Origin of the sequence: Pseudomonas sp. Pdm06, assembly GCF_014851795.1 — a bacterium.
Lineage (GTDB): Bacteria > Pseudomonadota > Gammaproteobacteria > Pseudomonadales > Pseudomonadaceae > Aquipseudomonas > Aquipseudomonas fluorescens_AA.
On sequence record NZ_JACVAH010000023.1, the window covers coordinates 63,430 to 77,862 of the forward strand.

Here is a 14,433-nt window from a genome sequence, read left to right on the forward strand (position 1 = left end):
CGTTCCTTATTCAGGGATCACCGCGATCACGTCGATTTCCATCAGCCACTGCGGCTGGCCCAGTGCACTGACCACCAAGCCGGTGGAGATCGGAAACACGCCCTTGAGCCACTTGCCGACCTCCTGGTACACCGGCTCGCGATAGCGCGGGTCGATCAGGTACGTCGTGGTCTTGACGATGTGGCTCAGGTCGCTGCCGGCCTCTTCCAGCAATTGCTTGACGTTGCGCATGGCCTGCTCGGCCTGGGCGCGAGGATCGCCGAGGCCCACCAATTGACCGTTGAAGTCGGTGCCGACCTGGCCGCGCACGTAGACGGTGTTGCCGGCCCGTACGGCCTGGCACAGGTCGTTGTCCAGCGTCTGGTTCGGGTAGGTGTCCTTGGTATTGAACATGCGAATACGCGTGTGAGTAGGCATCAACGAACTCCCGTGAGACTGGTTTTCGAACGGTGTGAATCGCTGTCGAGTGCCGGGGCCTGGCGCTGGGCAGCATCTTGATAGGCGAGGTAAATGCGTTGCTTCACGATGTGATCGGCAATATGCCGGGCGTCATGCCAGACACCCCAGATGAACGCCGAGCCTCGTCGCGACAGCCAGGGCAAGCCGACGAAATACAGGCCCGGTTCACTGGAAACGCCACGCTGATGTCGAGGCTTGCCATTGGCGCCGAGGGTGTCGACCTTCAGCCAGCTGTAGTCCACCGAGTAGCCGGTGGCCCAGATGACACTGGTCACGCCGGCGGCGACCAGGTCCAGTTCCAGGATCGGCTGGGTCAGGCATTGCGGATCAGGCAGCCGGCGGCGAGCTTCCGGTTCGAGCGGCAGGTCCAGGCCATTGCGGGCGATGTAGGCGTCGGCGGCATCCAGCAGCGCCAGGTAGTTTTCATCGCCGCGGGCGATGTTTTCGGCCAGATTCGGTTCAAAGGTCACCACGCTGCCATTGAACGATTTCGTCAGCCCCACCAGGGTGATGCCCTCGTGGGCCAGCCGGCGAAAATCCACGGTATGGCCACCACGGGCACCGCTCACCGCGATGGTGACGTGCTCCTTGCCCGGCTGGACCGCCTCCGCGTCCCACTCGCCCAGCACGCCCAGCCACCAGCAGAAATCGCGGTTGCGATAGGCCCGGGGCGGACGATCGTGGGCCCCCACCGAGAGATAGACCTGCTTGCCGGCGCGCTGCAGTTCATCGGCGATCTGCACCCCCGACGACCCGGCGCCCACCACCAACACAGCCCCCTCGGGCAATTGCCCGGGGTTGCGATACTGAGCCGAGTGAAGCTGGGTGACCGTCGCCATGTCCGACGCAATCGGTGGAATCACCGGGCGCTGGAAGGGCCCGGTGGCGACGACCACGTGGATCGCTTCGATCAGGCCGTCGGAGGTTTCAACGGTGAAGCCCGGACGGCCGATATTGCGCTCGACGCCCCGGACCTCCACGCCAGTACGGATCGGTGCGTTGAACTGGCGGGCATAGGCTTCGAAGTAATCGGCCACCTGGTCCTTCGTCGCAAAGGCATCCGGGTCGAGCCCTTCGAATTCCAACCCCGGAAAGCGGTCGTGCCAGGCCGGCCCGTTGGCCACCAGCGAATCCCAACGCGCCGTGCGCCAGGCCTCGGCAATGCGGCTGCGCTCCACGACAAGATGAGGCACGCCTTGTCGGCTCAAGTGCTCACTCATGGCCACGCCGGCCTGGCCGGCGCCTATAACAAGCGTATCGATGCGTAGGGTTTCAACGGGCATGTCTGTGCACTTCCGGCATTAGGTTCGATTCAGGCCGGCATGGCGCCGGTTTTCTTGTTGTTCTGCGGTTGCGGTTATCGAGATGAGGTGTCGAGGCGATTGTGTTGGCAGGCGGGGATTTGCGAAACGAGGGTTTTTGTCGTTGCTGGGAAGGAAAAAAATGGGCTACTGCCCGAGCGTGATGCCCAAGGGAACAAGGCAAGTCTTGTTTGGACCTGAGACATACGGAACCTGTGGCGAGAGGGAGTGCCTTTGTGGCGAGGGAGCTTGCTCCCGCTGGGCTGCGCAGCGGCCCCAGACCCGTTATCGAGATCTTTCAGGCAGATTGCGCTCAGCTTTTTTAGGCTGCTGCGCAGCCAGCGGGAGCAAGCTCCCTCGCCACAAGAGCGGTTTAGCGGTGTGGCAAGAAGGTCGATGCACGCGGTAAGCGCCCCCCCGACATCCACATCCTGGAGAAGGAATGCCTTTGTGGCGAGGGAGCTTGCTCCCGCTGGGCTGCGCAGCGGCCCCAGACCCGTTATCGAGATCTTTCAGGCGGATTGCGTTCAGCTTTTAGGCTGCTGCGCAGCCAGCGGGAGCAAGCTCCCTCGCCACAAGAGCGGTTTAGCGGTGTGGCAAGAAGGTCGATGCATGCGGTAGGCGCCCCCCTGACGTCCACATCCTGGATAGGGAATGTCTTTGTGGCGAGGGCGCTTGCTCCCGCTGGGCTGCGCAGCGGCCCCAGACCCGTCACCGAGATCTGTCAGGCGGATTGCGCTCAGCTTTTAGGCTGCTGCGCAGCCAGCGGGAGCAAGCTCCCTCGCCACAAGAGCGGTTTAGCGGTGTGGCAAGAAGGTCGATGTACGCGGTAAGCGCCCCCCCCCCAACATCCACATCCTGGAGAAGGAATGCCTTTGTGGCGAGGTGCGGCACAACGGGCTTATCCCGCCACGACACTGGCCTGGAAATCGGCGATCTGTTGCCACATCGCCACGGGGTTGGAGTACATCGGGAAATGCCCGCAATCGGCGATTGGCGCCAACCGGACGCCTTCGGCCTGGAGGTGCGACAGGTAGGACAGCGAGGCATTCTGCTCGCCGAACATGAACATCCTCGGGCACGGCAGGCCGAGAAACTTGCCCATCAGGTCGGCATTGTCGGAGAGCTCCACCATGGAGTGGAAAATCCCCGGCACGGCGCCTGCGCGGACCTTATGCCTGAGACTCGCCGAATAAAGACCACTGGCGTAGGCCGGCGCGTGGCGGGCACGCTCGATGAAGGCAGTGAAAAACGCCTCGGGATCACCGCTCGGATAGTCCACGATCTGTCGACTGAGGAAACAGTCTTCCGGGGCCACGTTGCCTTCGATATTGACAAAGCTGAGCACCCGGCCAGGGAAGTGATGGGCCAGCATCAGTGCGGTCAACCCGCCCATGGAATGGCCCACCAGATGAAAACGTTCGATGTCGAAATGCGCCAGTACCTGCAGGGCCGTTTCCAGCAGGAACGCAATGCTGATCCGGGAAAGGTCGGCGCACCGGGTTTCGCCGCAACCCGGTGCGTCATAGGCGACAAACGGATGACCATCGAATGCCGGGTGCAGCACGAGGTCGGCATAGTCTTCCTTGGTCGAGCCAAATCCATGCAGGAACAGGATAGGGGCACGCTCGCCCTCACGCCGCAGAGTGGCGACGTTCAGTGCAACACCCTCCACGGTCAGGGGGAGTTTCAGTTCAGAGAACATTTCGACTGGGGACACGTGAGTCATTCCTTGAGTGAACAGAGTGTGCCAGGACGCATTGCCGGCAATCAGGCTCGCAATGTCGGGGCAATCCAGGGTTCTGTAAATTCCTGATTCGGGATGGCCTTGATATGCCAAACCTATCAATCAACCCTCTGTTCGTCCTCGCCCCTGGAAACGGGCCACCACCTCCTCCACCAGCGGATTGAGCCGTCCGGCATTCCAGGCCACGGCGGTGGTCACGACGTTGAGCTTCTGGCTGAGTGGTCGGAACACCACGTTCTGCGGCGCCATTTTCTTCAACGACGCCGGCACCAGCGCGATGCCCTGGCCATAGCTGACGAAGGCAATTTGCGAGGCAACGGAGCGCACTTCATGCAGTACCCGAGGCGAAAAGCCGCTGGCCCGGCAGGTCGCGATCAGGTTATCGAAGTACACCGGGCTGACCTTGCGGGAAAACATCACCAAAGGCTCGGTGGACAGGCTCGACAGGCTGATCCTTGTCCGCGAAGCCAGGGGATGATCGCTGGGCAAGGCCACCACCAGGCGATCTTCCCTCAACGGCAATGACCTGATCGAATGCCCCAGGTCCCCGTCCAGCCGGGCGAAGGCCAGGTCGATGTCTCCGGCTTCCAATGCCGGCACGGCTTCGACACTGTCGATCTCACGGACAGACACGGTGAGGTGCGGATGCTCGGCCTTCAGTTGCTCGATCAACCCTGGCAACACATCGAACATGGCGGTGGAGATCGCACCGATGGTCAGCAATCCCGACTGCCCTGCCACGGCTTCTTCCACGGCCAGTTCCAGGCGCTCCAGTTGATCGGCGAATTTACGCACCGCCGGCAGGATCGCCGCCCCCACGGGGGTCAGTTGCGCCCCACGTCGCGAACGCTCGAACAACTTGACCTTGAGCGCCTGCTCAAGCACCTGGATTTGCTCGCTCAGCGGTGGCTGGGACATGCCCAGGCGCTTGGCCGCGCGACCGAAATTCTGTTCCTCGGCAACCGCCAGGAACAGCCAGAGATGACGAATCAAACGGAAGTTGATCATGGGCGATCCATAGGTTCAGCGTATCTGTGGGTTACGTGATCAGTAATATACCTATGAAACCTCCTCCTCGACACTGGGCCCCTCCGCCACCTTAGGGGTTTGCCCATGAATGCTATGAGTTTGCTGGATCGCTTGGCGGCGCTGGACACCAACACGGTGTCCGACGCCCTGGATTTCCTCGGGTTGCCGGGAGCCACCGTTGGGCTGCGCCCACTATGGAATTGCCCGAAGATCGTCGGCCGCGCCAGCACCGTGCTGCTGGCCGCTAAATCCGACAACGTCCCCACGGTCCACCTGATCACCCCGGTGGTGGAGCAGATCGACAGCGATGATCGCGTCTTGGTGATCGCAGGTGGAATCGAAGGCGTCTCTTGCTGGGGCGACATTCTCGCCAACGCCGCGGTCGGCAAGCAGGTGCGCGGTACGGTGATCGACGGCTTCAGCCGCGACATCGACGGCAGCGAAGCCATTGGCTACCCGGTGTTTGGCCGTGGCGTGACCATGGTCAGTGCCCGCAACCGCGTCATTCAAATCGACGCGGCAGTGACCATCCCCGTCGCTGGCGTCGATGTCAGCGAAGACGACTTTGTCATTGCCGACAACTGCGGGACCGTCTTCATTCCCCAGACCCACATCGACAAGGTGCTCGACCTGGGCGAGCGCATCGGCCGCCGCCAGGACGGCATGGTCGAGGCGGTGCGCAGCGGTCGCTCGGTCGCCGAAGTGATGCATGACACCCAGTTCGAAGCCATCCACGTGGAGCACTCCTGATGAACCTTGAAGATAAAAGCCTGGTCGCCTTGTTCGAAGGCCTGGACACCCCAGGCATCTCCGACGCACTGGACAAACTCGGCCTGCCCGGCCAATGCCTCGGCGTAGCGCCCCTGGACAACTACAACCAAGTCATCGTCGGGCCGGCATTTACCGTGCAATACGTCTCGGCCAGCGCTCCGCCGGGCACGGTGGGCGACTTCATCGAAGACGTGGCCGCTGGCGACGTAGTGGTCATCGACAATGGCGGCCGCACCGACTGCACCGTGTGGGGCGACATCATGACCCAGTACGCAGGCTCGCGGCAGATCGCCGCCACCGTCATCGACGGTGTCTGCCGTGACGTGAACAAGGCCCTGGGCGATGGCTATCCGATCTTCAGCAAAGGCCGCTTCATGCGCACCGGCAAGGACCGCGTGCAGGTGCAGTCGGTGAACCAGCCGGTGTCCATCGGCACCGCCCGGGTCTGTGCCCGTGACATCGTGGTCGCCGACGCCAACGGCGTGGTGATCGTCCCCCGTGACCGGGCCGCGGAAGTGGCGGCCTGCGCCCGGCAGATCGAATCGGTCGAGGCCGACATCCGTGCCCTGGTCGCCCAAGGCAAGACCTTGAAACAAGCCCGCGCCGCACTGGGCTACCACAGCCTGCAGAGGAAAGTCTGATGACCACGCTCCTGTTTCCCAAGGATTTTCACGCCCGGGCCAAGGTTTTGGGCAGCTCGACCCTGTATGAAGCCTGCCACCAGCCTTGCGCGGTCGACAGCGCGATCCGCCCGGTCTGGGACGGAGCCTTCATCGCCGCACCCGCTTACCCATTGGAATGCTCGCCGGGTGACAACCTGGCCCTGCACCTGGCCATGGAACGCGTACCCCGTGGCAGCGTGCTGGTCGTGGGCACGGGCAGTTTCATCGCCGGCTACTGGGGCGAAGTGCTCACCGTGGCGGCTGAAACAGCGGGCGTGGTCGGCCTGGTCATCGATGGTGGCGTGCGCGATATCGCGGCGCTGAAAAGACGCCGGTTCCCGGTGTTTGCCCGAGGCATTTCGGTCAAAGGCACGGTCAAGGCCAGCGCGCCGTCGGTGGGCCAGCCGTTCAACTTCAACGGTGCCCATGTTGCCCAAGGCGACCTGGTGGTGGCTGACGAAGACGGTGTGATCATCATTCCCAAGGCGGATGTCGCACGAACCCTGGCCGAAGGCGAAGCCCGCGCCAACAAGGAAGCCCAGATGATGCAAGCATTGACCGAAGGCCGCTCGACCTTGGAACTGATGAACCTGACCGAGTGGAGAACCCGCGCATGAGCGTCGACATCCAACGACTGAATCGGCGCCTGGCGCGTGCGCAACCCTCGGCGACCTATCGGATCATGGACCGGGTGGCCGAACGTCGCGCACAGGGGGCGAAGATCATTTCGCTGTGCGCCGGCGAGCCTGATTTCGATACGCCCAAGCACATTCGCGAGGCGGCGATCGAGGCCATCGAACAGGGTCATACCCGCTACACCCAGGTCGCCGGTGTGCGTTCGCTGCGCGAAGCGGTGGCGGCCAAATTCCGCCGGGAAAACGGCCTTGACGTCACCTGGCAGGACACCCTGGTCTGCAACGGTGGCAAGCAGGTCATCTACAACGCCCTGGCCGCGACCCTTGACGAGGGGGACCAGGTCATCGTGCCGGCGCCCTATTGGGTCAGTTATCCAGAGATGGTCCAGCTCTGTGGCGGCGAGTCCCGGATTGTCACCTGCGATGCCGACAGCGGCTTCAAGTTGACGCCCGCCGCGCTGGATGCGGCGATCACCCCGCAGACCCGCTGGTTGATCCTCAACTCGCCGTCCAACCCGACCGGTGCGGTGTATAGCCGCGAAGAACTGCAGGCCCTGGCCGACGTGTTGCTGGCCCATCCTCACGTACTGATCCTGGCGGACGACATCTACGAGCATTTGATCTTCGATGATCAGGTGTTCTATACCCTTGCCCAAGTCGAACCACGGCTGGCTTCGCGCACCCTGACCATGAACGGGGTTTCCAAGGCCTATGCCATGACGGGCTGGCGCATCGGTTTTGCCACCGGGCCACGCTGGCTGCTGGAGGCCATGGAAAAACTCCAAGGGCAGCAGACCTCGGGCGCCAGCTCAATCTCCCAACAAGCAGCCTTGGCTGCATTGGACGGCCCCAAGGACTTCATTCGCGCAAGCCGTGCCGTGTTTCAGCGTCGTCGTGACTTGATGGTGGCGCTGCTGAATGCCACGCCGGGTCTTGCTTGCACAAGCCCGGGTGGCGCCTTCTATGCGTTCGCCTCCTGTGCCGGCTTGATCGGCCGGACCTCATCCGGAGGACGGGTGCTGCACACCGATGAAGATGTCGCTCACGCGCTGCTCGATGAAGCAGACGTGGCAGTGGTACACGGCAGCGCGTTCGGCCTTGGCCCTTACATTCGCATTGCCTACGCCCTGGACGATGCGTCCTTGCGCCAGGCCTGCGAAGCGATTCGCGGATTCTGCGATGCACTTCGCTGAACCAGGATCAAACGGTGGGCACAGACTCGGATCGTAATGGCCAGCTCAGTTCAACCGCGCCGGAAACGCCTTGAGCTCCAGCTTTTCCATCACCAGCCCAATGAACGCCGAGACCGCCAGCGGCAATTGGCGCCGGCTCGGATAGAGCACATTGAGGCCGAAGCCAATACGCTGGTACTGCGGCAACACACGTACCAGCCTTCCAGCGTCCAGGTCCACGCTGCTCAGCGCCGAGGGCAGCACGGCGATGCCCAGGCCCGCCACGGCAGCCTTGCGCAACGCTTGAGCGGTGTTGGCGTTGAAGCGGCTGGGAACCTGCACCTCTTCCTCGGTGCCGTCCGGGCCGATGAGCCGCCAGTGACTCAAGCCGCTGGGATGGGCAAAGGCCACGCTGTCGTGGTGAGCCAACTCCTGCAGCGAACTCGGCGCACCGCGCTTGGCGATGTAGGCGGGGCTGGCGACCATCCCATCACCTTCGTTCTTGATGAGTTGGCGCCCGACATACCCGGAGTCCTGTAGCGCACCGCCGCGAAAGGCCACGTCGATGCGGTCGGCAATCAGGTCGACTTTGGCATCGCTGAGCACGAAATCAAGCTGCACCCGAGGATGCGCGACGAGAAAGTCGGCCACCCATTGCATCGGGAAAAAATCGAAGAAATCCGCCATCGCCGCGATACGCACCAGGCCACTGGGTTCATCGCTGCCCTTCATCAGTTCCTGCCCCGCCTCGGTCAGCCCATCCACGGCGCTGACGCAGCGTTCATAGAACCCCTGCCCCACCTGAGTCAGCGTGAGTTTGCGAGTGGAGCGTTGCAACAGTCGCTTCCCCAATTGCGCCTCCAACTGCTGGACCCGCCGGCTCACGGTATTGGAAGGCATGCCCAGCCGCCTGGCTGCTTCGGCAAAGCTGCCGCTGCGCACCACCTGGACAAACAGTGCGACATCATTCAGATCGAGCATCAGGTCGCGATTCCTTCATTTTTTGGATGAGTTCAATCCGATTGTATCGACTAATCAATCTATTGCCAGACACTTATCCTTCTCGCATCGAGGCCACCAACGCTCAAGAATCCGAGGTCATCCATGAACAGCATCGTCGCAGCGCCACCGCGTACCATCGTCCACCGCACCCGGGGCAACCGCCACGGGCCGATCACGCGCCTCATGAGCCCGGGCGACCTCGGCCAACTCTGCAAGCCCTTTGTGTTTCTCGACCTCTTCGCTTTCACGGACAACGTCATGCCAAAAGGTTTCGGCATGCACCCCCACTCCGGTATCGCAACGCTGACCTACATGATCGACGGCCAGGTGACTTACGAAGACACCACCGGTCAATCGGGCGTGTTGCCCTCCGGCGGCATGGAATGGATGCACGCAGGCAATGGTGTATGGCATGACGGCAGGCCAGTGGAGGGCTCGCCGATCAAAGGCTTCCAGCTTTGGGTCGCGCTGCCGGCGAGAATGCCCCGGCCCACAGTGTCTACCTGGCGCCCTCCGCTATCCGCCGGGAGGGTCCGGCGCTGGTGTTGCTCGGCCAACATGGCGCGGCTCGCAGCAGCGTTGCAGCCCCGGCGGGCATGAACTACTTGGCTGTGCAATTGAAAGACCAGGAACGCTGGCGCTATACGCCACCGGCTGGGCACACCGTTGCCTGGCTGGCGGTCAACGACGGCAGCCTCGACGCTGGCGGCAACGTCAATGCCGGGGAAATGGTGGTGTTCGAAGAATCCGGCGCAGCCATCGACATCGTTGCCCAGGGCGCGACCTCCTTCGTGCTCGGTTCGGCGGTCAAGCATCCCCACGACCTGGTGATGGGTTATTACTCCGTGCACACCAGCGAGGCCGCCCTGGAAAAAGGCGAGCAAGAAATCCAGCGCATCGGCGCCCTTTTGCAGCAAGAGGGTCGGTTGGGCTGACCGACCCTCGCCTCAATACCTGTCCATCCCCCATTCCTTAGAGGTGCATCATGACTGACATCGGTCTCGATCTTCTGTTGTCCCGTGTCCAACTCGGCAAGCTGTCCCTGAAAAACCGCATGATCATGGCGCCGATGACCCGCAGCCGCGCAGGAACAGGCGATGCGGCCACGGCCCTGATGGCCGAGTACTACAGCCAACGCGCCAGCGCCGGCTTGATCATCAGCGAAGGCTCCCAGGTGTCGGCCCAGGGCAAGGGTTACCTGAGAACGCCGGGGATTTTTACCCCTGAGCAAATCACCGGCTGGAAACAAGTGACCGACGCGGTCCATGCCGAGGGTGGGCAAATCTTTTTGCAGCTCTGGCACGTGGGTCGTCTGTCCCATCCCCTGGTGCAAGTCAACGGCGCCCAACCCGTAGCGCCCTCGGCGATCAAGGCCGATGGCGAAATCTACACCCCCGAAGGCCTCAAGCCTTATGAGCTGCCACGGGCGCTGGAACTCGATGAAATCCCGGGCGTGATCGCCGACTTCCGCCAGGCTGCAGCCAACGCGAAGCTGGCTGGCTTCGACGGCGTGGAGATCCACGGTGCCAATGGCTACCTGATCGACCAGTTCCTGCGTGACGGCACCAACCAACGCACCGATGCCTACGGCGGCTCGGTCGAGAATCGTGCCCGTTTCCTCAAGGAAGTGGTCGAGTCAGTGATCGAAGTCTTCGGAGCCAGTCGGGTCGGCGTGCGCCTGTCGCCGATCTTCAGTTACTTCTCGATGAGCGACAGCAACCCGCAGGCGACCTTCGACTACACGGCCAGGATGCTCAGCCGCTATGGCCTGGCGTACCTGCACATCGTGGAACTGGGTGAAGGCCCGTTCGACTTCCAGGAACTCAAGCGTCGCTTTGGCGGGCCGTACATCGCCAATGGCGGCTACAGCGCCGAACGCGCCGCCAGCGCCATCAGCGATGGTGAAGCGGACCTGGTGGCGTTCGGCACGCCGTTTCTGGCGAACCCGGACCTGGTGGAGCGTTTCAAACGGGGCCAGGCGCTGAACGCCCCTGACGCATCGACGTTCTACCAAGGCGACGAGCGGGGTTATACGGACTATCCGACCCTGACAGAGGCTCAAGCAGGCCAAGAGGTTTAATAACCAAGAGCTGAGGGAGCGAACCTGTTCGCGATAGCGGTGTATCAGTCACCCTTCATACCGACTGACCCGGCGCCATCGCGAGCAAGCTCGCTCCCACAATGTTTCTGGTTGGCCGCAATATCTACATCCACCCTCAATCCCCTGTGGGAGCGAGCTTGCTCGCGATAGCGGTGGCTGAGAATGCTCAAACATTCAGGTGCTTTCCGGCACATCGATCTGAAGCGGCACCACCCGCCTCGGCGCCGGTCCTGGCGGCGTGACTGTCGCGGCCTCGACCAGTGCTTCGACCGCCTGTTCGGCCATGGTCGCGACGGGATGGGACAGCACCGCCTGGACCAGCCCCGTCTTCAACGCCTCGCGTGTCAGCGGCGTCAGGTCGTGGCACACCACCACGGGCAGGCGAAGCTGCTGTTCCTGGAGGCTGCGCAAGGCACGCAACACGCCGGCGATGCCGCCGCCGGCCACATACAGCCCCGCCAGGTCGGGCTCGGCCGTGAGCAAGTCCAGCGTGTTGCCATACGCGAACTCATCGTCCTCCAACGTCAGGCGCGACGCGAGCAGCTCCCATTCGCTGGAATGCTCGGCCAGATAACTGCGAAAGCTCAGCTCACACAACTCCTGGCACTGGAAACGCTGGCTGCTGAGCATGACGGCCGCCGCTCCGGGTCGACTCGCCAGACGACTGATGAACCAACCTGCCGTGCGGCCCGTGAGGCGATTGTCCAACCCGACATACCCCGTGCCGCTGGCGCTGGACAGCTCCGACAGCAGCGCCACCACCGAGACCCCCGTCTCGCGCAATTGCGCAACCGCCTCCCGGACCCGGGGATGATCCACCGCCACCACGCCCAGGCCATCCACCTGATCGCGCAGGGCCAGGATGCGTTGCGCCACGATCACCGGGTCGAGGTCATCCAGATAACCAATCACCACGCGAATCCGTGCTCGCGTGCAGGTCGCGGCAGCGTTCGACAAAGCATGGGCGAGCCCTTGGTAAAAAGGCACACCGCTTTTCTGCAACAAGAAGCCAAGCCGCAAGGTCGGACGGTCGTTGAGCACCCGCTGTTCGATAACACCCTTGGCATGGAACCCCAAGCGCGCAGCAGCTGCGGCGATGCGTTGGGCCGTGTCGGCACGCACATCGGCACGCAGGTTCAGCACTCGGTCGACAGTGGACAGGCTGACCCCGGCTTCCCGAGCGACATCGGCCATGGTGGGGCGAAGCAATCGGCGTGGCTTTTCTGACATGTTTTGACACCTCTATCCGGCATCATGAGGGGTTTTGACAGATTAAGCCATCACCCCATGGCCCCCTCCCCGGCAACCCAATAGCATCAGGCCAAGCACATAAAAACAAACACAGCCGGAGTGCTCCATGACGATCCACATCTGCACCGCGCCTTGCTGCTGGGGCGTCGACGACGTCAAGAATCCTTTCCTGCCACCGTGGCGCCGGGTGCTTGGCGAAGCGGCCGAAGCTGGCTATCGTGGCATTGAGCTGGGGCCGTACGGTTACCTGCCGCTGGACGCCGAAACCGTCAGTCCAGCCTTGTCCGAACAGGGCCTGCATGTGGTCGCCGGGACAATCTTCGACGACCTCGTTACCCCCGCCAACCTGCCCGAACTGCTGCGTCAGACCTACAATATCTGCGCGTTGCTCAAGCAACTGCCCGCCCTGAAAAAGCAAACCGGCCAGCGCCATGCCGGGCCCTACCTGGTGATCATCGACTGGGGTCACGAGGCACGCGACTACGCAGCCGGTCACTCGGACCGCGCCCCGCGCCTGGACGATGCACGCTGGAACACGATGATGACGCACATCCGCGCCATCGCCGACATCGCCTGGCATCAATACGGCATCCGCGCGGTCATCCACCCCCACGCCGGCGGCCACATCGAGTTCGCCGACGAGTTGGCGCGCCTGGTGGACGACATTCCCGATGAAGTCGCCGGGTTGTGCCTGGACACCGGGCATCTCTACTACGCCGGCATGGACCCGGTCGCGTCGCTACGCACCTACACCCATCGCCTGGACTACTTGCACTTCAAGGACATCGACCCAGTGGTGTTCGACCAGGTGTTGAACGAACGCATCCGCTTCTTCGACGCTTGCGCCCGGGGCGTAATGTGCCCCATCGGGCGTGGCGTCATCGACTACCCGGCGCTGCACAGCCTCGTGAATGAACTGGGTTACGTGGGCTGCATCACCGTCGAACAGGAGCGTGACCCACGCCATGCGCAAGGCAGCCTCGACGACGTGGCCGCCAGCCGCGCCTACCTGGCCCGCATCGGTTTCTGATCACACAAGGACAACGTCATGATCAACGGCAGCAAAACAATCACACGGCCCATCCGCTGGGCCATGATCGGTGGCGGCGAGCACAGCCAGATCGGCTACATCCACCGCTCGGCGGCCCTGCGCGACCGGAACTTCGAATTGGTCGCTGCGGCGCTGGATATCGACCCCGTCCGTGGCCGAGCCTTTGGCGAGCAATTGGGTATCGACCCCGCGCGCTGCCATGCGGATTACCTGAGTCTGTTCGAGCGGGAGGCGCAACGCCCTGATGGGATCGAGGCGGTGTCGATCGCCACGCCCAACGGCACCCACTACGCCATCACCCGCGCCGCCCTGGAAGCCGGGCTGCATGTGGTCTGCGAAAAGCCGCTGTGTTTTACCCTTGAACAGGCCGAGGCGCTGCGCACCTTGGCGCACGCCAAGGGACGCATCGTGGGCTTGACCTATGGCTACGCCGGGCACCAGTTGATCGAACAGGCCCGGGCGATGATCGCGGCCCAGGAATTGGGCGAGATCCGCATGGTGCACATGCAGTTCGCCCATGGTTTTCACAGCGCGCCGGTGGAGGCACAGAACCAGGCGACCCAGTGGCGCGTCGACCCGCGCCAGGCCGGGCCCAGCTATGTCTTGGGGGATGTCGGCACGCACCCGTTGTATGTGTCCAAGGTGATGCTGCCCGACCTCAAGATCAAACGCTTGATGTGCAGCCGACAAAGCTTCGTCGCCAGCCGCGCCCCGTTGGAGGACAACGCCTACACCTTGATGGAGTACGAAGGCGGCGCCATGGGCATGGTCTGGTCCAGCGCCGTGAACGCCGGTTCCATGCACGGGCAGAAAATCCGCGTGATCGGCTCCCGTGCCAGCCTCGAATGGTGGGACGAGCGGCCCAACCAACTGAGCGTCGAGATCCAGGGCCAACCGGCGCAGATCCTGGAGCGCGGCATGGGCTACCTGCACCCCGCCGCACTGCAGGACGACCGCATCGGTGGCGGGCATCCCGAAGGGCTGTTCGAAGCCTGGTCCAACCTTTATCGCCGCTTCGCCCTGGCCATGGATGCGGCCAAACGTGGCGACGCCGAGGCGCTGGCCGCCCTGCGCTACCCCGACATCGATGCCGGTGTGGACGGCGTGCGCTGGGTCGAACGCTGCGTGGAGTCAGCCAACCTGGATTCAACCTGGGTCGCCTATTGATCCAATGCCCGCCAGCCAAGAAAAACACTTGTGACGAGGAAGCGAACCCCCTCGCCATGGTCATGAGCGTTACTTAACGGAGAAC

The 14,433-nt window shown here is 63.0% G+C and carries 13 protein-coding genes and 1 pseudogene; 8 read left to right on the plus strand and 6 right to left on the minus strand.

Annotation, left to right across the window (positions count from 1 at the left end):
- Positions 1-6 precede the first annotated feature (6 nt).
- The 4 genes from IB266_RS28590 to IB266_RS28605 form a co-directional block, all read right to left on the minus strand.
- A complete protein-coding gene (locus IB266_RS28590; protein WP_003201555.1) occupies positions 7-417 on the minus strand; it encodes a RidA family protein in 411 nt (136 codons plus the stop codon).
- Entirely contained in the window at positions 417-1,742 is a 1,326-nt protein-coding gene (locus IB266_RS28595; protein WP_192263931.1) for a flavin-containing monooxygenase, read from the minus strand. The genes IB266_RS28590 and IB266_RS28595 overlap by 1 nt, the downstream gene beginning before the upstream one ends.
- A 919-nt stretch (positions 1,743-2,661) precedes the next feature.
- Positions 2,662-3,465 carry an alpha/beta fold hydrolase gene (locus IB266_RS28600; RefSeq protein WP_192263991.1) on the minus strand — a complete coding sequence of 268 codons (804 nt, stop codon included), beginning with the start codon at positions 3,463-3,465 and terminating at the stop codon, positions 2,662-2,664.
- Positions 3,466-3,609: 144 nt separating this feature from the next.
- Positions 3,610-4,515 carry a LysR family transcriptional regulator gene (locus IB266_RS28605; protein ID WP_192263933.1) on the minus strand — a complete coding sequence of 302 codons (906 nt, stop codon included), beginning with the start codon at positions 4,513-4,515 and terminating at the stop codon, positions 3,610-3,612.
- A gap of 105 nt (positions 4,516-4,620) precedes the next feature.
- On the opposite strand from IB266_RS28605, the gene IB266_RS28610 reads away from it, so the two are divergent.
- From IB266_RS28610 to IB266_RS28625, 4 genes are read left to right on the plus strand one after another with little or no spacing between them, the layout of a single operon-like run.
- Positions 4,621-5,286 (plus strand): RraA family protein, encoded by a 666-nt coding sequence (locus IB266_RS28610; RefSeq protein WP_192263937.1) that lies wholly within the window; start codon positions 4,621-4,623, stop codon positions 5,284-5,286.
- A complete protein-coding gene (locus IB266_RS28615; RefSeq protein ID WP_192263940.1) occupies positions 5,286-5,948 on the plus strand; it encodes an RraA family protein in 663 nt (220 codons plus the stop codon). Before IB266_RS28610 ends, IB266_RS28615 begins: the two co-directional genes overlap by 1 nt.
- Positions 5,948-6,586 carry an RraA family protein gene (locus IB266_RS28620; protein WP_060742128.1) on the plus strand — a complete coding sequence of 213 codons (639 nt, stop codon included), beginning with the start codon at positions 5,948-5,950 and terminating at the stop codon, positions 6,584-6,586. The genes IB266_RS28615 and IB266_RS28620 overlap by 1 nt, the downstream gene beginning before the upstream one ends.
- Complete coding sequence (locus IB266_RS28625) at positions 6,583-7,797, plus strand: pyridoxal phosphate-dependent aminotransferase (protein ID WP_192263943.1); 1,215 nt, start codon at positions 6,583-6,585, stop codon at positions 7,795-7,797. Before IB266_RS28620 ends, IB266_RS28625 begins: the two co-directional genes overlap by 4 nt.
- A gap of 45 nt (positions 7,798-7,842) precedes the next feature.
- On the opposite strand, the gene IB266_RS28630 is transcribed toward IB266_RS28625, so the two are convergent.
- Positions 7,843-8,757 (minus strand): LysR family transcriptional regulator, encoded by a 915-nt coding sequence (locus IB266_RS28630; RefSeq protein ID WP_192263946.1) that lies wholly within the window; start codon positions 8,755-8,757, stop codon positions 7,843-7,845.
- 123 nt (positions 8,758-8,880) lie between these two features.
- On the opposite strand from IB266_RS28630, the pseudogene IB266_RS28635 reads away from it, so the two are divergent.
- Both IB266_RS28635 and IB266_RS28640 read left to right on the plus strand, forming a co-directional pair.
- Positions 8,881-9,713, plus strand: a pseudogene (locus IB266_RS28635) (pirin family protein).
- A 50-nt stretch (positions 9,714-9,763) separates the two neighbouring features.
- Entirely contained in the window at positions 9,764-10,858 is a 1,095-nt protein-coding gene (locus tag IB266_RS28640; protein ID WP_192263949.1) for an alkene reductase, read from the plus strand.
- Between the two features lie 195 nt (positions 10,859-11,053).
- Here IB266_RS28640 and IB266_RS28645 read toward each other — a convergent pair whose 3' ends face one another.
- Positions 11,054-12,109: a LacI family DNA-binding transcriptional regulator gene (locus IB266_RS28645; RefSeq protein WP_192263952.1), complete on the minus strand. Its 1,056-nt coding sequence runs from the start codon at positions 12,107-12,109 to the stop codon at positions 11,054-11,056.
- Between the two features lie 127 nt (positions 12,110-12,236).
- Between IB266_RS28645 and IB266_RS28650 the strand changes: the two genes are divergently transcribed.
- Complete coding sequence (locus IB266_RS28650) at positions 12,237-13,160, plus strand: TIM barrel protein (RefSeq protein WP_192263955.1); 924 nt, start codon at positions 12,237-12,239, stop codon at positions 13,158-13,160.
- An 18-nt stretch (positions 13,161-13,178) separates the two neighbouring features.
- A complete protein-coding gene (locus IB266_RS28655) occupies positions 13,179-14,348 on the plus strand; it encodes a Gfo/Idh/MocA family protein (RefSeq protein WP_192263958.1) in 1,170 nt (389 codons plus the stop codon).
- The last annotated feature ends 85 nt before the right edge of the window (positions 14,349-14,433 follow it).